Consider the following 16,658-nt stretch of genomic DNA (forward strand, 5'->3'; position numbering starts at 1 on the left):
ATAAAACGATGATTTGCGCGAAGATACTATTTTATTGGGAGGAGTTTATCCTCCGATTCGTATTTCCAAACCCATTTTTTCCCCCATCTCCTTAAAGGGGAACAGCTCTTCTTTGGCTAGCATTTGCTCGCAGGGATAAGGATAGGTGAGACCTAATTGCTCGTATTTATCTTTTCCCAATGTATGGTAGGGAAGCAGGTGTACGCATTTGATACGATTCTCTTTCGCCAGCATGAATATTTCCCGGAGTGTATTCTCATTGAAATTGAAACCGGGAATTACCGGTACACGGATCGTTACTTTATTAGCGCTCTTACTGGATATATACCGTAAATTCGTGAGGATCGTATCCAAGTTCGCTCCAGTTTCTTTCTGAAGTAAATCCTTGTCCGTATGTTTGATATCGAACAAGAACAAATCGATAAGCGGAAGCGCTTGCTTTATCTTATCAAGATTCACTTGCCCGCAAGTCTCTACGGAGGTATGCAGTTTCTCGTTCTTGCATTGGATCAGCAAATCCATCAATCCCTCGAATTGCGTGAAAGCTTCCCCTCCGGAAAACGTAACCCCTCCACCGGAATTCAGGTAATAATCCCGGTCACGTAAAAGGATTTCCATAACCTCGGATGAGGTAATTGATTCACCGACAAACTTAATAGCGTTCTGCGGGCATATACGCTCGCAAGCCTTGCACGCCACACAAGCCTGCCGATTAAATACCGGATAATGATCTTGGATAGAGATATTTCCCCGTGTACAAATCGCCTCGCAACGTCCGCATCCGATACATTTATTATTGATATGGAGCAAATGCGGTTTCCTTTTCTGGGATTCCGGATTGGAGCACCATGAACAATGTAGGGGACAACCTTGAAGGAAAACGACGGTCCGGATGCCCGGGCCGTCGTGAACGGCGAACCGTTCGATCTCCATGATTGATAACCTATTCTCGCTAACCTTATATTTATTCATCATATAATACCCTGCTTAAAAGTTCCTGTTGAATATTGGGAGATAAATCGACGAATACCGCGGAGAACCCGCTTACCCGGACGATTAGGTCCGGGTAATTTTCCGGGTGCTCTACCGCGTCTTCTAAAACTCCCTTATCTACTACAGTCACCATCAAGTGGCAACCCCCTTTCGCAAAATAAGTCTTGAACAGGCTCTTGATGACAGCCCTGTTCTCGTTGAACATGGAAGGAGAAAACTTAATGTTTTGTACCGAGCCTCCATGATACTTGGCGTCGAACTTCGCCAAGGAATTCAGCATGGCCGTGGGGCCGCTTTTATTCGCTCCCCCTTGCGGATTATTGGCAGGATTCATATACATGCACGATAATCGCCCGTCGGGTGAGGCGGCGGTCCGGTTTCCCCATTCCGTGTTTAATTGATTATTGCTGATAACGATCAAGAAGTATTGCATACCGATGGCGATACCGCGATCGCGTACGCCTTTCGCTACGAACTCGTACAAATCGTTGGCCATCGTATCGGCAGTCTCAAGGTCGTTACCATATTTATCACAGTTTAGGCAATCTTTTCGTAAAGCCTCATAGCCGTTAAAATTAGCTAGCATGGCATCATTTAATTGCCGTAACGTGTATTTTTTTTGATTGAATACCAGATCCCGGATTACCCACAGGGAATCGGAAGTGTTGATATTGCCATACGTCTCGTTTGTCCCGCCTAGATAACGTACGCCTCCGTCCAAAAGCGCTTTTCCCCGTGCGATGCAATCATCGGTCAATAGGCTGGTAAACAAGAAACTTACGTGCTGGTTCATCACCTCATACGAATGGTATTGGGCTTTGACAGACAGATCCAGATAATAATCGAGTAAAGCCTTGTAACCGTCATAGAATTCCTCGAATGTCTGATACTCCTCTAATTTCTTTAGAGGTACCGGCCCGGATTTACGTTTACCGTCAATCGGGTCGATACCATCATTCATATAAATCGTAAGTAGTTTTAGTAAATTGATGCAGATGTTGGGCGTACCCGTACTTTGTCCTTGTATCACGAACTCGGTACACCCGAAAGGCACGTATTGTTCCGCTGCTTTCTCGTCTACACGCATTCCGTACATGACGGCCGGGACGTTTACGTCGTCATTGTAAAGGGTCGGGTAAGTAGCTCCCGCACCCAAAGCGTCCAACGCTTCGTCCCAGATTTCCTCGGAGGTCTCTTTATCGAAACGCAAGGTGAATTGCGGCTCTACATACCTGCAATTTTTCGCTACTTTCATGGCGATATGCAGGAATACGTCGGCCTCTTTCGGGTGCTTGCGTCCTTTACCGCCTACGATGATACGTCCGTTTACGGTGGTACGGCGATTTTCAATCATGGTCCAAAGCGAGTGGATATATCGGTATGCCTCTTCGTCGGTCAATCGCCCGGACTTGAGATCGGCTACTAAATAAGGGCCTAGATAATCATCCAGACGACCGTAGTTTATAACACCGGCCAACAAAGCGAATAACCAGAATAACTGCATCGCTTCATGGAACGTACCGGGTTTCTTCTCCTTGATGTTCTCTAGGGCTTGGCAGATACGCTCTAATTCTTTTTGCCTTTTCATGTTGGCTGAAGCCATTTGCTCTCTAGCGTCTTGCTGGAGATGAGAAGCACAATCTACAAAAATATCCAGACATTGGATGCCTGCTTTGTAAAAGTTATTATCGGGTTGCTCTTTGAGTTTCTCCTGTAAATCAGAGCGAAGGCCACCGATGCCCTTATCCAATAGTTTCGGGTAATCCAGCATCATTCCGGATAGACGTGCGGTAGCGATCATCGGGTATTCGCAGTCGATGAACATACCCAATGTATCCTCGGTGAGGACCTCCTTGTTGAATTGGGTCTTTAAATCGTGATCCAACCAATAATCATATAACGTATCCACCCGTTTTCGTTCAGTTTCATCCAGTTGTTGCTGGAAGGCACGGAGTTTCTTGAATACGCAATAATGCCCGACACCCCCTAAGGAAGTTACGCATCCGAACCCGATGGGTAGGAAGTCCGTACGTCCGGCGATCAAGTCTTGATCCGTGATCTTGCGAAATAGCGTGGGGTATAAAACTTTCAGGCATTCCACTTCACGTATCTCTTTGGGTAGGGCGGCACAGGCTTTATGGACTGCCGTATACCGCTCCATGATCTCCAGTTGTACGATCAGAGGTTTCTCGCAAGGTATTTTCTTGCTGATCTCTACGTTTTGCGCCCCTTCTACATTGAAATTTGCCATATGATTATTGTTGTTAATATTGTGTAGAGACGGGGCATGCCCTATCTCTACAAGCAGATGATTTTTTAATGTTTGCTTCTTTCGGCTTCCCGCCAGTTATTTTGGTAACCGGTTAGTAAGTCCGTAAAACGTTTCGTGATCAAGTGCGGACGGGTGATCGCGCTACCTACTACTACGGAATGAGCTCCGAGGAAGATACATTTCATGGCATCTTCCGGCGAGTAGATATGCCCCTCCATAATGACATAGGCTTTGTCTTTAAAGTCACGGCACATACGGGCGAATTCTCGTAAATCCGGTTGCTCGATATGCTTGGTTGCTTCCGTATATCCATATAAGGTAGGGCCAACGATATCGGCTCCCATTTCTACGGCACGTACAGCTTCCTCATAATTGGATACGTCGGCGAAGATGATCGCTTCCGGTATCTCTTTCTTGACGATTGGTAGCAATTCGTATGCAGGGCGGCCTTCATGGGTTATTTGGCTCGTACAGTCCAAGGCGATAATCTCGGCTCCGGCTTCCCATACGGCTTTAGCGGCCTCTAAGGTTGGGGTGATAAACACATCCGTGTCATCGTGCCAGATTTTCCAAAGCCCGATTACTGGTAAATCCACCTCTTTTTTAATTGCCTTGATCTGCTCTGGGTCGTTGGCACGGATACCCACGGCTCCTCCCCATTGGGCGGCTTTTGCCATTTTTACGACAAAGTCTATTGAAAAAGTCGGATCATCATGTTGTACTTGACAGGATACGATCAGGCCTCCCTTGAATGAATCTAAAAGTTCTTTCTTATTTGTTTTCATATCTTTTTTAGTTACATCGTTTTCTCTAAAAGCGCGGCGCCGATTATTCCGGCGTCATTTCCTAATTCCGCACGGATAACTTGAGGGATACCTATTTCCTCGGCGGCGAAGGTACAAGTATGTAGTTTCTCGTTTAAAGGTTTCAACAGCAGGTCACCTGCATGTGCGATACCCCCCCCTAAGATGATTACTTGCGGACGGAAGATGGTTATGAACGTGGAGATTCCGGCGGCCAGTCTACTGATATAGTCATCGACGATCTGTTTAGCGAGGGAATCCCCTTGTTTAGCGGCCTCGAAAAGAATCTCTCCATTGACTTTATTTTCGTCTTCGCCGCAAAGTTTCCATATCAAGGTGTCCTTGTTCTTTTGTAAGGTCTCTTTCATGATACGGATTAATGCGGTGGATGAGCAATAAGCTTCCAAACAACCTTTTTGCCCGCATGTGCAGCGTTCGCCATTGTATACCAATTTGGTATGTCCGAGTTCGGCTCCCATATTATCGGATCCGGAATAAATCTTCTTACCCATGATAATTCCGCCTCCGACTCCCGTTCCTAGCGTTAGCATGATGGCGTCGGTATATTGGCTGGCCGATCCGGCCAAGACCTCTCCATAGGTCGCGCAATTGGCGTCGTTGGCTATATAAGTAGGCAATGAGATATGCTTCTTTAAATAGTCGTAGATGGGGACATTCTTCCATCCGAAACAATTGGCATGTACCAAAAGGTTCGTCTTTGGATTTACGTAACTGGGCATGCCGATGCCCCAAGAAGAGATGTCTTCCATTTGCAAGCCTGCTTTGAGAACCGCTTTTTTGCTGACTTCCGCCATGTCGGTGGTGATCTCCTCGATTGTGCGTCCGGCTTGTGTCGGTATACTCTCCTTTGCGATAATCTGGTGATTCTCATCTACTACGCCAGCGACCATATTGGTACCGCCAACGTCCAGACCGAGATAATACTTGGTGCTTTCCATCTTTGCTCTTTATTTTATGAGGTCAATAGAGTGAATTATTTGTTGGCAAAGATAGAGGAGTTACCCGCCCTAGACAATGTGAGGTTTAGCCTAAAATAATGGACTATTTTTGCATAAGTGCTCTTGTTGGTTAATGTGGCAATATAAAAAAGGACCGGACGATGGGTATCGAACGGTCCTTTCTTTAATCTTTATGTCGTATGCTGTTATTCAGCTTCTTTTTCAGCAGCTTCCTTTTCTGCCGGAGCATCTTCCGGGGTGAAGTCAGTGATACCTGCGTTGATCAAGATGTTATACCAAGAGAGTAGTTTCTTGATGTCGCTTGGATAAACACGCTCACGATCATAGCTAGGCAATACCTCGGCAAAGTACGCACGCAATTGGTCTGTCGTGGCTTTGGAAGGTACCAAAGAAGCGGTTTTTCCCTCTTCTTTATTCTTTACGCTAGTCAATACCTCATGCAAAGGCACTTCTGTTTCATCCGTATAGATTGCGATATCGCCTAATGAGATTACTTTATCTTTTGCGTATGCGGGTACTCTCTTGTTATCAGTCAGCGATTCAACGATCAACATGTTTTTTCCATGGGAAACCAGTTTATACAGACCGGGTTTTCCCGAAATAGACAAAATAGTCTTCAACATAATGTTTTTTATTTTCTATAAGTGTTAAACTTCGAGGTGACAAAGGTAATAAGAAAAAGTGGAATTCTTCCGTCATGAGGACAGTTAACTTCGTTGGAGAAGTATCTTAGGTGCATCGACAAAGTATCTTAGGTTCGTTGACGAAGTATCTTAAGTTCATTGGATGATGAAGGTAAGATGCTGTAAAAGCCACTCGTCCCACTATCGGTGATTATTGGGATTGAAGCCAACATAACAGTTTGCCTACTTGCGGTATAAGGGCCTGTCTATTGTCATTATAGATAACATAATCGGAGCGATCTTTCTTTTCCTCGTCCGATATTTGGCTGTTGATTCTGCGTTCGATTTCTTCTCTCGAGGCTGAGTCCCTCCCCAAGGCTCTTTCGATGCGGAGTTCTCTTGGGGCATAGACCATCAAGCTTATGTCTACCACTTTGTAGAAACCGGATTCGAATAATATGGCGGATTCGATGGCGCATAAAGGGGAAGTCTGTCTCTCTACCCAAGCCGAGAAATGACGGTTTACCTCAGGATGAATGATCTGGTTGACCTGTTGTAATTGTTCCGGATTATTAAAGATGTGGGAGGCTAGAAGTTTCTTGTTCAATCCCTCATTCGTATAAATCTCCGGACCGAAAAGGGCTGTTAATTTCTCACGGATAACCGGGGAGTTATTTGTCAGCCATTTACTTTCCTCGTCCGCTATGTATACGGGTACACCGGATAACGCTAATAAAGAGGCTACGACGGATTTGCCGCTCCCGATCCCTCCTGTAATACCTATTTTAATCATGCTTATTGTTGTGTTCCAAAATAAATTCTACCTTATCTGGCAATAAGGTTGCCGTATGTACCCAGTCTGGTTTCTTGGTGAGTTTGACGGGTAGGGTACCAGATACGTTTTGCTCCAGATCCTCAAAAGGTATATGAATCGAGAACATATCTTCCGAAAGTCCTTTGAATCGGGACAAGGGCACACTGCAAGTCACTTTTACGACCGCCGGAAACATACGTACCGTATAATGTGGCGGTATATGACTGCAAGAGACAGGTATTTCCAATGTCTTCTCCGTGTACTCCTCTATCGGAATCGTGATAGATACGTTTTCCGGATCGAAGTTAACGCCGTCTACTTTGATTAGTTGTACGGTTCTCGTAATGTTTTTATTCGCTTTTTTAACTTCAGTGAAAGCCGTCTTGACCGAGGTCAACGTATCTAAGATCGCTGCGGTGGCATAAGCGTTGATCTTTTGGGGATTGATTTGGATATCCCCGGATAATTGAAAGCCGGCTTCCATATGAATATCACCATTAAAAACGACCTGTATTTCCTTATGGACCCGTTGACTGAAATCCATATCTATTTGTTGCGGATCAAAACTTTGTAATGCCGTAGTGGCTATCAATTGTTTTTGAATATCGTTCTCGATCTGCCTTTTACTTACTTGAACCGAACCATTTTTCTCCTTCGTATTCTTCATGTTCACTTCGATCGGAGCAAACGATCTTCCAAAAGTATAGTTGAGTAAAACGCTACCCTTGTCTTTTACCTTTGCGGTAATCGTTTCCACCTCAGGGGCATTAAACGCTATATCGGCAGGTACGTTCTTATACTTAACCGGAAAAACAAGTTCTATCTCATATTCCTGCTGCAAGCTTTGGAGTAGCCAGAAACCGAAAGCCAAAAGGGCGAAAAAGAAAAAGACCAAGACCTCTTTCCATCTGTCTCCGTGGAAAAAAGCCTTAGTCTTTGCTTGGATAGACTTGAAGGAATTTTGTATGTTCTCAAGTCGTGACATATTCTGTAGTTAGATTATTTCTGCTGCTGAGCGTCTTCCGCTGAAGCGAAAATAGAAGTTTTATCTACACGGATACGTACTCCATCCGCTACCTCGATTAGCATATAAGTATCACCGATCTCTTTGATCTTTCCATAGATACCTCCGGCGGTAATCACTTTATCGCCTGTTTTCAACGCCTCACGTGATTTCTGGATTTCTTTTTGTTTCTTTTGTTGCGGACGGATCATGAAGAAATAGAAGATAGCTACGATAACTACCATCATCAAAATACCGGACCACTGACTTCCTCCAGCTGGAGCTTGAAGTAAAATACTGAGTAAGTTCATACTATAATAATCGTTTTACAAGTTAATATCAATAATGATATGCACAAATGTAATGATAATAATTAATCTTTGAGCAATAACTTCTCTTTTTTTAATTCGTTGACTATTGAATCCAGAATTCCGTTAATGAATGTTCCGCTTTTAGGTGTACTATAATATTTTGCGGCATCGATATATTCATTTAAGGTAACGTTGATGGGAATGGTCGGGAACGATAAAATCTCGGCTAAGGCGACTTGCATGATGATCAAGTCCATATTGGCGATACGTTCGGTTTCCCAATTCTTCATATGTTTGTCGATGCGTTCACGATATTCCTTACCTTTCAACAAACTTTGACGGAATAACTTGATTGCGAAAGCCTTGTCTTCCAAATCCTTGAACATTGGCAATAAGGCTTGTTTACTACCTTTCTTCTCCTCGAATTTCTTGATAGTCTTCAAGGCGAAAGTCTCTACGATCTCAATATCGTCGTTCCAGTAGATGCTTTTGTCTTCCAGATATTCCTCTATCATCTCGTTCCCACAGATTACTTTCTTGAAGATCTGGCGCCAGAACTCACGATCCGTCTCGTACGAGTCTTCTTCGTTTTTCAAGTATTCGGCGTAAATTTCAGAGCTTAAGATCGTATCCAATACGTTTTTAACAAACTCCTCGTCGTTACTCCATGAGAGACCTTGCTCGTCCACATACTTTTTCAACGTATCGTTTTCCGCTAATTGAGCGACAAAACGATTGTCTACGAAGCGTGTATTCGGGTTTAACTCCTCATCGGTAGGCATGTATTTGCACTTCCGGGTGTCAAGGATCCTTCTTTGCAGGTTGGTAACTTCGATAATTAGGAGTAAGAAATAATAATATAAGTCATATGACTTCTGAAGGCTGAAAAGCAATTCGTTTTCCGCAACTTTGAGGTCACCGTTTCCGTTTTGATAGTAAGAGTATACTATCTGTAAAACTTTAATGCGGATTAAAATTCTGTTGATCATCGTTTGAAGGAACTTCTTATTATAAATTAGGCTGCAAAGGTAGTCGTTTTTTCCATAAAAGAATCCGGATTTACTTAATTTTATATGTGTTAGATGATATTTTACAAATTTAGCCTCAATGGGCGTATTTTCGATCGTTAAAATAGTTGCTAATAAAAAAAAAATGCACATATTTGAAGCAAGTTATATAAAGTGGGTGGTTTTTTAACGAATGTTAGCTGTCATGGAAGAATCAAGGAATAAAAAACATGTTGAAGGTGGCGACAGGGAGATTCTATACTCTAAAGCCATTAAAGCGGGAAAACGGATTTATTATCTGGATGTGAAGAGGAATTTGAAAGATGACCTATTCGTTGCCGTTACGGAAAGTAAGAAAATTCAATCAAAGGATGGTTTGCAAATCTCATTTGAGAAGCATAAGATTTTCCTTTATAAGGAGGACTTTGAGAAGTTTATGGAGGGAATGCAAGATGTAATCAGTTATATCAAGAACTCAAATCTGAAGAAATCCGCGGAAGACGTGGTGGAACCTGAAGAGGAGGAAACGATTCATGGCGATTCCCCGGAGGAGGATATGGCTTCCGGTGCTATAAAGTTGGATATTGAGTTTTAATGTAACACGAAGAGAAAAAGATAACGGGCTGTTTTACTCATGGAGAGAAACAGCCCGTTATGTGTTAGGAGCTTTCCGCAAAGGAAAATCCTATTCTTTGCTGCGAATTATTCAGCCGGGTGGATAGCCTCTGTAGGACATGCGTCAGCGCAAGTTCCACAATCTGTACACATTTCAGGGTTGATGCTGTATTTATCACCTTCTGAAATTGCTCCTACCGGACACTCATCAATACAAGTTCCGCATGCAATACAATCATCGCTAATTACGTAAGCCATTTTTTTAAACGTTTAAATTGATAACTATTAGTAGGTGCAAAAATATAGCTTTCTTTCTATTTAAAAAATATCTACTGGCTTATTTTCTTCAAAAATCTTCTTTTTTGCAATATCTTTGTCGGGTTTTCGTTATTAAACAAAATAGGTTGAGATTTGAGACGATTATTACTTATATTATATGTGGTAAGCTTGGCTACCATGGGAGCCATGGCTCAAAAGGAAAGGGTGAGGAATCAGCCGTACGCTGATTTGAAATGGCTTCATCTGGGGTTTCATGTGGGTATTCACTCGCAGGATTTGTTATTGACCCATACCGGTGTCATGACCAATGGAGAGACTTGGTTCGCGGAGATTCCTTCTTACTCACCCGGCTTTAGTGTCGGGGTGATCGGAGATATGTATATGAATCCTTATTTCAATTTACGTTTCACGCCTTCTATCCATTTCGGAGATAAGAAATTTAAGTTTCGGGAACAGGCTACGGGAGAGGAATTCATCACGAACGTTCGTTCCAGTTATCTGAATTTCCCCTTAGACGTTAAATATACGGCTTTACGCTTGAATAATTATCGTCCTTATTTGATCGGCGGTATCTATGGCTCCGTGGATATAGGCCGTAAGAAAGGTAATCCGATTCTATTGAAAAGCACGGACTTCGGATTTGAGTTTGGCTTGGGATGTGATATCTATCTACCCTACTTTAAGTTATGCCCGGAGCTGAAATTCTGTTTCGGATTGGTTAACCTATTGGAGAAAGATCGTCCGGACTTGGTAGATCAAGCAAATATCAAATATACGGATGCCTTATCGAAAGCTACATCCCGTATGGTGATCCTGACATTTAATTTCGAATAAATAACTCGATATAGATATAAGCGGCCGGAATAGCCATCATTACGCTATCGAAGCGATCCAGCATGCCTCCATGTCCGGGTAATACATGCCCGGAATCTTTCACGCCTAACGTACGTTTCATCAAAGATTCGATCAAGTCGCCCCAAGTCCCGAATACTACGATCGTGCCGGCTAATCCAAGCCATGTGTACCAGTTCGTGGCCGGCATGAACCAAGCGAATATTTGGGAGGTTATTAATACGAATGCCAACCCTCCGTAAAAACCTTCCCAGGACTTCTTGGGAGAGATACGTTCGAACAATCTTCTTTTTCCAAGCATAGATCCCACTAGATAAGCTCCCGTATCATTTACCCATACGAAAACGAAAATAGCCAAGGCAAAATAGGGGATATGTACGATCTCGCCCGGCGTATTAGGTACCGATGTAATAAAGTTTAGCAGAGAGAAAGAGCCTGCGCAATAGATTTGACCGAATAAGGTCAATGCCCAGTTATTGATTGGATTACTGGCTTTATCGTAAAGCTCGGTGATCATGGTATACATTAAGAATAAAAGATAGGGGAGAAATATATTGCCTCCAACCAAGCCATTGGCGTAACCGAATGTGGCGGCGAAGAGGTAGGCTCCCCCCAAGGAGCTGACAAATCGTTTGATGGCGGCATTCTCATAATGTTTAACCAATCCGTAGAACTCCCATAGAGAAAGTCCGGTAATGAGTCCAAATACCGTAAGAAAATAATAGGAGTGGAAATAGATCGCACCGACTAATACCGCGACGAAAATGATGCCAGTCAATGCACGTGTAATCAGATTTTTCAAAACAATAGTGTTTTTGCTTGTTTGTAATTTTGGCTGCAAATATAACTAATAAATTGATAATACAGCAATAAGGAAGGCTGGATAGTAACTTTTGATCAAAGATACGCCCCAGCCTTACTTGTTATGAATGTCTTGACTTTGGTCAAGCTATTTTCCCTGTCTTGTTTTCTTCGGTAGGAGTATCGGTTACGTTTTCCGTTGTTGCGTCCGCTTCTGCCTCCTTATCCGCATTCTCCTTGTTCTTTCCGTTAGCCTTTTCCTGCAACTCCAGAATCTCTTGGGAACGGGAGATCCAGGCGCGTTTCCCGAAGATATGCTCTACATCTTCTGAGTAGATTACCTCACGATCCAATAATACCTGCGCAAGTTTACTATGTCCTTCCTTATTCTCGGATAATATCCGTTTTGCCCTGTCGTATTGCTCATTGATGATCTTCTGTACTTCCGTATCGATCAATTTTGCGGTCTCCTCACTATAAGGCTTGGTGAATCCCCAATCCTGTCCGGTGGAGTCGTAATAGTTCAAGTTTGGAAGTTTATCGCTCATACCAAAGTAAACGACCATCGCATATGCTTGTTTCGTGACACGTTCCAAATCGTTGGATGCGCCTGTGGATATTTTTCCCAAGACTAATTCCTCTGCGGCACGTCCTCCTAAAGTAGCGCACATCTCATCCTGCAATTGCTCGCGGGTGGTGATCTGTCTCTCTTCCGGCAAATACCATGCCGCACCTAATGCCTTACCACGGGGAACGATTGTCACCTTAACCAGCGGATTGGCATGTTCCAACAACCAACTTAACGTAGCGTGACCGGCCTCATGGTTCGCGATACATTTCCGTTCTTCCTCCGTCGTGATCTTCGAACGTTTTTCAAGACCACCGACAATGCGGTCTACCGCATTCATGAAGTCTTCTTTCTGTACGAATTTCTTTCCGTTACGGGCGGCGATCAAAGCGGCCTCATTACAAACATTAGCGATATCAGCACCCGAGAAGCCCGGAGTCTGCCTTGCTAGGAACTCAGCGTCTACGCTTTCATCTATCTTGATCGGACGCAAATGCACCCCGAATATCTCTTTACGTTCATTCAAATCCGGTAATTCAACATGGATTTGTCGGTCAAAACGTCCGGCACGCAACAACGCTTTATCCAAAATGTCCGCACGGTTTGTAGCGGCTAAGATAATAACACCACTGTTAGAGCCGAAACCATCCATTTCGGTCAACAGCTGGTTCAACGTGTTCTCACGCTCATCGTTGCTATTCATATTCGCGTTCTTCCCACGGGCACGGCCTACCGCATCGATCTCATCGATAAAGACGATACAAGGAGATTTTTCCTTCGCTTGGCGGAATAAGTCACGCACACGGGAGGCGCCTACACCGACGAACATCTCCACGAAATCAGAACCAGACAAGGAGAAAAACGGCACATTAGCTTCTCCGGCAACAGCCTTCGCCAATAATGTCTTACCGGTTCCCGGAGGGCCTACCAACAATGCACCCTTGGGTATCTTACCTCCTAATTCAGTATATTTTTCCGGATTCTTCAAGAAAGAGACGATTTCCTCTACCTCTTGTTTCGCTTCCGCCAATCCGGCGACATCCTTGAATGTCACCTTACGGTCATTATCTTTATCAAAAAGCTGAGCTTTTGCCTTACCAACGCTGAACACGCCACCCGGACCTGCGCCGGTACCACCGGACATACGTCTCATCAAGAACATCCATACACCGATCAATAAGATAATCGGGCCGAATGAAACCAAGAAATTCCAGATAGCGTCATCGCCTTCCTCGAACCGGACTTGTGTATCGATGTGACTATCGGCTACCGCTTTGTCATAGAAATCGGAAAACTTGTCGGCCGACGGGATTTTTACGTATACTTTCGGAGAAACCCCGATTTTAGAAACGTCCATATTCCCAAAGACCTGTTCAGTCTTTCCATTTTTCACTGTAGCCTCCACCAAGTTCTTCTTGTTGTAGACTGTCATTTTATCGAATACGTTTTCCTGCGCTAGTTTCTGGAACTCTGTCCAGCCTAGCTCTTTCGCTCCCGAAGAATCATTTGTCATGTATAGGGCAACAAGCATGATGAAGATCAACCCGTACATCCAATACAAATTAAAGCGGAACATCTTAGGTTTCCCGCCCTTCGGTGTTTTATTAAACATGTCGTTTTTATTTTCCATAAGAGATTATCATCAAATATTTAGACCGGCTTAATCAATGTTAGGTACTTGTATAACCTTCGAGTCTGCCCAAAGGTTCTCCAAGTTATAAAATGCACGTTGTTCCGGCAGGAATATATGTACAAGAACCGTGCCATAATCCATGCCGATCCATTGAGCGCCCTGTGTACCGTCAATAGACAAAGGCTTCTCATTTGCATTCTTGCGTGCGAAATCCCATACGGAATCGGATAAAGCAGAAACTTGGGTAGGAGTGTTTCCCTCACAAATAACCATATATTGACAAATGGCACCAGAAGTCTGGCTTAAATCTACTGTTACAATATTTTTGCCTCTTTTTTCTTGAAGGCCTTCAACAATCGTTTTTACTAATTCTTTTGTTTGATCCATTTATTTCTATTGATATAATTTTCCAAGTCGCAAATATACTTCTTAATTCGTTACATACGTCTTTTTCTTTCATTAATATATGTGTAATACCTTGTTTGAGACTATCTCCTCGATCGTTATAAGCTTTTAAAAAAACACGTACGTCTTTTTGAGAAAACATGTACGTGTTTTATCCGAAAGACGTACGTGTTTTTTCTGGACATTTTTTTCGAAGGTTTATTTGCAAATTTTGAAAAAGTATATACCTTTGCACTCGCTAACAAGAGAGTTGGTGATTTGTTAAATATTGTTCTATGGTGTAATGGTAGCACAACAGATTCTGGTCCTGTTTGTCCTGGTTCGAATCCAGGTAGAACAACGTTTAAAGTTTACTTGACAATTTTGTAGAGATTGTTCTATGGTGTAATGGTAGCACAACAGATTCTGGTCCTGTTTGTCCTGGTTCGAATCCAGGTAGAACAACATAAAAAAGCCTCGTTATTCGATAAGAGTAGCGAGGCTTTTTGTTGTAGATATCATGTTTTTATTTGTAACGAAGCCATTTGGACATCTCCTTTATACTAGGTTTCTTACCATACATGAGAATGCCTACACGGTATATTTTGGCGGAAAACCAAGTAAAACCGATGGATGATATATACAAAAATCCAATGGAAAGTAGTATTTCCCACAAAGGCACCTCGAATGGCACCCGGACCATCATGACGATCGGAGAAGTGAAGGGGATCATGGAGCACCAGAAAGCTAATGGTCCGTCAGGGTTTTCCATGCTATAGATCCCCGCATAGAGGGCGAAAACCAAAAGAAGCGTGACTGGTAGCATGAATTGTTGCGTGTCTTCTTGGCCGTCTACAGCTGATCCGATAGCGGCGAATAAAGAAGAATATAATAAGTAGCCGCCTATGAAATAAGCGATAAACAAGATGCCTATCTCGGTGAAGTTAATCGTATGAAGCATCTCTATCCATTCATTTGCCGGCTGCTGGGCTGCGATAACCGTCATGTTAGGGGTTGTGTTAAGTGCCATGCTTGATTGCAAGATCTCGCTTTCCATACCTCCTCCCAAAAAGAAAGTTCCCCCGCTGATGAGAATAAAGGTCATAACCGCCCAAAGGAATACTTGCGTAAGCCCGACAAAACCGATTCCTATAATTTTACCCATCATTAAGTCGAAAGGTTTGACGGACGAGATCATAATCTCGATGATCCGGTTCGTCTTTTCTTCCATAACCCCTTGCATGACCATTCCTCCATAGATTAGGATGAACATATAGATAAGCATGGTGAAAATTACTCCGGTTATGGATGCCACTACGGACGAGGATTGCTTTTCGCTTCCGTCATCCCCCCATTTGATCGTTTGTATGTTGAAATCTACTTTACTTTCTTTTATGATCTCTTGTAGATTGGGGATATTGAATGTTGCCAGTTTGTCACTCTCTATCTGCTTCTTTAATGTCATATTGACGAGTCGGCTCAAATCCGCCGGGATTTGTTTCTTGGAATAGAGGGTTGCGTTTTTCGGATTTTTCTGCAAGTCGTCGGAGATGTTGAGAAATGCGAATATCTCCTTTTCCGACATTTGCCTGTACTTATCCATATCTTTGTCGCCGTTGATAAAACGATAGCTTTCCGTATCCTCGAACAACGGGGCGTATTTGCCGGTGGCGTCGAGTATGGCGACTGTATGAACCTCATCTCCCTTGATGGAAGAGAGCCATAGGGGGACGAACGCAAGTGCAGCGAATAGAAACGGTGTGAGGAACGTGAGCAGGATAAATGACTTTTTACTTACTCTCCGGAGATATTCCCGTTTGATGATTAATCCAATTTTGCTCATACCTTTGATGTGTTTGTACCGGAAACGGTGTTGATAAAAATGTCATTCATAGAAGGGATCTCCTCCGTGAAGGAAAGAATCTCATATTGGGACGCCAGCCGGGTAAGCCAATCGGAGTTACTGATATTTTCTTCCTTGCGTATCCTTAACTCCTCAATACCTCCAGTCTCCTTGCGTACATTTAATATATAGGTATTACTCTTAAACCGTTCCCGTACCTCCTTGACATTGCCGGACAGGACGACCTCAGAGCGATTGATTAAAGCAATCTCGTCACAAATCTCCTCAACGGAGGACATGTTGTGAGTTGAGAATATAATGGTATGTCCGGCCGCCTTCAATTCCAATATCTCTTGTTTAAGGCGATCGGCGTTGACCGGATCGAATCCGCTAAATGGCTCGTCAAAGATCAATAGCTCGGGTTCGTGTATCACGGTAATGATGAACTGTACTTTCTGCTGCATTCCTTTCGACAGCTCTTCCAGTTTGCGATTCCACCAAGGCATGATGTCAAATTTCTCGAACCAACGGGTCAAACGACTGCGTGCCTCTGGGTAGGAGAGACCTTTCAATTGTGCCAGATAGATCGCCTGCTCCCCGACTTTCATCTTTTTATACAACCCTCTCTCTTCCGGCAAGTAACCGATCTGGTAGATGTCTTCCGGGCTGGATTCATGGCCGTTGAAGCGAACGATTCCGCTATCCGGCGCTGTAATCCGGTTGATGATCCGGATCAAGGTCGTCTTGCCCGCCCCGTTAGGCCCCAGTAATCCAAAGATTGTTCCTTGAGGAACTTGGATACTTACCTTGTTCAGCGCCAGATGCCCGGCGTACTGTTTTACCACGTTTTCTGTCTCAAGGAAATTCATAGATGTTT

17 protein-coding genes and 2 tRNA genes are annotated in these 16,658 nt (G+C 43.5%); 4 read left to right on the forward strand and 15 right to left on the reverse strand.

Translation table 11 applies throughout. The features are described 5' to 3' along the window. Window positions 1-45: 45 nt before the first annotated feature. The 9 genes from D7V92_RS16790 to nusB form a co-directional block, all read right to left on the reverse strand. Entirely contained in the window at window positions 46-975 is a 930-nt protein-coding gene (locus D7V92_RS16790; protein WP_121773348.1) for a glycyl-radical enzyme activating protein, read from the reverse strand. Continuing rightward, window positions 965-3,244, reverse strand: a complete 2,280-nt coding sequence (locus D7V92_RS16795) for a pyruvate formate lyase family protein (RefSeq protein WP_057327821.1) — start codon at window positions 3,242-3,244, stop codon at window positions 965-967. Before D7V92_RS16795 ends, D7V92_RS16790 begins: the two co-directional genes overlap by 11 nt. A gap of 65 nt (window positions 3,245-3,309) precedes the next feature. Continuing rightward, window positions 3,310-4,050, reverse strand: a complete 741-nt coding sequence (locus tag D7V92_RS16800) for an N-acetylmannosamine-6-phosphate 2-epimerase (protein ID WP_008773364.1) — start codon at window positions 4,048-4,050, stop codon at window positions 3,310-3,312. Window positions 4,051-4,061: 11 nt separating this feature from the next. Beyond that, on the reverse strand, window positions 4,062-5,027 hold the full coding sequence (locus D7V92_RS16805) for an ROK family protein (RefSeq protein WP_005864930.1): 966 nt from the start codon (window positions 5,025-5,027) through the stop codon (window positions 4,062-4,064). A 206-nt stretch (window positions 5,028-5,233) separates the two neighbouring features. After that, window positions 5,234-5,671 (reverse strand): DUF5606 domain-containing protein, encoded by a 438-nt coding sequence (locus tag D7V92_RS16810; RefSeq protein WP_005864934.1) that lies wholly within the window; start codon window positions 5,669-5,671, stop codon window positions 5,234-5,236. Between the two features lie 211 nt (window positions 5,672-5,882). After that, a complete protein-coding gene (gene coaE / locus D7V92_RS16815) occupies window positions 5,883-6,464 on the reverse strand; it encodes a dephospho-CoA kinase (RefSeq protein ID WP_036612883.1) in 582 nt (193 codons plus the stop codon). Further along, window positions 6,457-7,470: a YbbR-like domain-containing protein gene (locus D7V92_RS16820; protein ID WP_005864938.1), complete on the reverse strand. Its 1,014-nt coding sequence runs from the start codon at window positions 7,468-7,470 to the stop codon at window positions 6,457-6,459. Before D7V92_RS16820 ends, coaE begins: the two co-directional genes overlap by 8 nt. A gap of 14 nt (window positions 7,471-7,484) precedes the next feature. Then, window positions 7,485-7,799, reverse strand: a complete 315-nt coding sequence (gene yajC / locus D7V92_RS16825; RefSeq protein ID WP_005864940.1) for a preprotein translocase subunit YajC — start codon at window positions 7,797-7,799, stop codon at window positions 7,485-7,487. 62 nt (window positions 7,800-7,861) lie between these two features. Then, window positions 7,862-8,788, reverse strand: coding sequence for a transcription antitermination factor NusB (gene nusB, locus D7V92_RS16830; protein ID WP_005864942.1), 927 nt, complete (start codon window positions 8,786-8,788; stop codon window positions 7,862-7,864). A 223-nt stretch (window positions 8,789-9,011) separates the two neighbouring features. Between nusB and D7V92_RS16835 the strand changes: the two genes are divergently transcribed. Then, window positions 9,012-9,401 carry a DUF3276 family protein gene (locus D7V92_RS16835; RefSeq protein WP_005864945.1) on the forward strand — a complete coding sequence of 130 codons (390 nt, stop codon included), beginning with the start codon at window positions 9,012-9,014 and terminating at the stop codon, window positions 9,399-9,401. Between the two features lie 107 nt (window positions 9,402-9,508). On the opposite strand, the gene D7V92_RS16840 is transcribed toward D7V92_RS16835, so the two are convergent. Further along, window positions 9,509-9,679: a DUF362 domain-containing protein gene (locus D7V92_RS16840; RefSeq protein ID WP_005854886.1), complete on the reverse strand. Its 171-nt coding sequence runs from the start codon at window positions 9,677-9,679 to the stop codon at window positions 9,509-9,511. 153 nt (window positions 9,680-9,832) lie between these two features. Here D7V92_RS16840 and D7V92_RS16845 point away from each other — a divergent pair, with 153 nt between their 5' ends. Further along, entirely contained in the window at window positions 9,833-10,534 is a 702-nt protein-coding gene (locus D7V92_RS16845; RefSeq protein WP_008778155.1) for a porin family protein, read from the forward strand. Here D7V92_RS16845 and D7V92_RS16850 read toward each other — a convergent pair. From D7V92_RS16850 to rsfS, 3 genes are all read right to left on the reverse strand, one after another. Continuing rightward, complete coding sequence (locus D7V92_RS16850; protein ID WP_005854890.1) at window positions 10,521-11,354, reverse strand: phosphatidate cytidylyltransferase; 834 nt, start codon at window positions 11,352-11,354, stop codon at window positions 10,521-10,523. The two genes, D7V92_RS16845 and D7V92_RS16850, sit on opposite strands and share 14 nt — an antisense overlap. A 142-nt stretch (window positions 11,355-11,496) precedes the next feature. Next, on the reverse strand, window positions 11,497-13,551 hold the full coding sequence (gene ftsH / locus D7V92_RS16855; RefSeq protein ID WP_034531951.1) for an ATP-dependent zinc metalloprotease FtsH: 2,055 nt from the start codon (window positions 13,549-13,551) through the stop codon (window positions 11,497-11,499). Between the two features lie 30 nt (window positions 13,552-13,581). Then, complete coding sequence (gene rsfS, locus D7V92_RS16860) at window positions 13,582-13,941, reverse strand: ribosome silencing factor (protein ID WP_005854895.1); 360 nt, start codon at window positions 13,939-13,941, stop codon at window positions 13,582-13,584. Between the two features lie 287 nt (window positions 13,942-14,228). Between rsfS and D7V92_RS16865 the strand changes: the two genes are divergently transcribed. Both D7V92_RS16865 and D7V92_RS16870 read left to right on the forward strand, forming a co-directional pair. Beyond that, a tRNA-Gln gene (locus tag D7V92_RS16865) sits at window positions 14,229-14,299 on the forward strand. Between the two features lie 33 nt (window positions 14,300-14,332). After that, window positions 14,333-14,403, forward strand: a tRNA-Gln gene (locus tag D7V92_RS16870). Between the two features lie 61 nt (window positions 14,404-14,464). Here the strand turns inward: D7V92_RS16870 and D7V92_RS16875 are convergent. Together D7V92_RS16875 and D7V92_RS16880 are read right to left on the reverse strand one after the other, a co-directional pair. Continuing rightward, window positions 14,465-15,781 (reverse strand): ABC transporter permease, encoded by a 1,317-nt coding sequence (locus tag D7V92_RS16875; RefSeq protein WP_121773349.1) that lies wholly within the window; start codon window positions 15,779-15,781, stop codon window positions 14,465-14,467. Next, the gene (locus tag D7V92_RS16880; protein ID WP_008780206.1) at window positions 15,778-16,650 is read right to left on the reverse strand and encodes an ABC transporter ATP-binding protein; all 873 of its coding nucleotides are present in this window, start codon (window positions 16,648-16,650) and stop codon (window positions 15,778-15,780) included. The genes D7V92_RS16875 and D7V92_RS16880 overlap by 4 nt, the downstream gene beginning before the upstream one ends. Window positions 16,651-16,658: the final 8 nt, after the last annotated feature.

Origin of the sequence: Parabacteroides sp. CH2-D42-20, from assembly GCF_003670185.1 — a bacterium.
Taxonomy (GTDB): domain Bacteria; phylum Bacteroidota; class Bacteroidia; order Bacteroidales; family Tannerellaceae; genus Parabacteroides; species Parabacteroides distasonis.

Excerpts from the sequence above, each read along its gene's own strand:
- D7V92_RS16790 (WP_121773348.1), bottom strand. The coding sequence starts at position 975 with ATGATGAATAAATATAAGGTTAGCGAGAATAGGTTATCAATCATGGAG.
- D7V92_RS16795 (WP_057327821.1), bottom strand. The coding sequence starts at position 3,244 with ATGGCAAATTTCAATGTAGAAGGGGCGCAAAACGTAGAGATCAGCAAG.
- D7V92_RS16800 (WP_008773364.1), bottom strand. The coding sequence starts at position 4,050 with ATGAAAACAAATAAGAAAGAACTTTTAGATTCATTCAAGGGAGGCCTG.
- D7V92_RS16805 (WP_005864930.1), bottom strand. The coding sequence starts at position 5,027 with ATGGAAAGCACCAAGTATTATCTCGGTCTGGACGTTGGCGGTACCAAT.
- D7V92_RS16810 (WP_005864934.1), bottom strand. The coding sequence starts at position 5,671 with ATGTTGAAGACTATTTTGTCTATTTCGGGAAAACCCGGTCTGTATAAA.
- coaE (WP_036612883.1), bottom strand. The coding sequence starts at position 6,464 with ATGATTAAAATAGGTATTACAGGAGGGATCGGGAGCGGCAAATCCGTC.
- D7V92_RS16820 (WP_005864938.1), bottom strand. The coding sequence starts at position 7,470 with ATGTCACGACTTGAGAACATACAAAATTCCTTCAAGTCTATCCAAGCA.
- yajC (WP_005864940.1), bottom strand. The coding sequence starts at position 7,799 with ATGAACTTACTCAGTATTTTACTTCAAGCTCCAGCTGGAGGAAGTCAG.
- nusB (WP_005864942.1), bottom strand. The coding sequence starts at position 8,788 with ATGATCAACAGAATTTTAATCCGCATTAAAGTTTTACAGATAGTATAC.
- D7V92_RS16835 (WP_005864945.1), top strand. The coding sequence starts at position 9,012 with ATGGAAGAATCAAGGAATAAAAAACATGTTGAAGGTGGCGACAGGGAG.
- D7V92_RS16840 (WP_005854886.1), bottom strand. The coding sequence starts at position 9,679 with ATGGCTTACGTAATTAGCGATGATTGTATTGCATGCGGAACTTGTATT.
- ftsH (WP_034531951.1), bottom strand. The coding sequence starts at position 13,551 with ATGGAAAATAAAAACGACATGTTTAATAAAACACCGAAGGGCGGGAAA.
- rsfS (WP_005854895.1), bottom strand. The coding sequence starts at position 13,941 with ATGGATCAAACAAAAGAATTAGTAAAAACGATTGTTGAAGGCCTTCAA.
- D7V92_RS16875 (WP_121773349.1), bottom strand. The coding sequence starts at position 15,781 with ATGAGCAAAATTGGATTAATCATCAAACGGGAATATCTCCGGAGAGTA.
- D7V92_RS16880 (WP_008780206.1), bottom strand. The coding sequence starts at position 16,650 with ATGAATTTCCTTGAGACAGAAAACGTGGTAAAACAGTACGCCGGGCAT.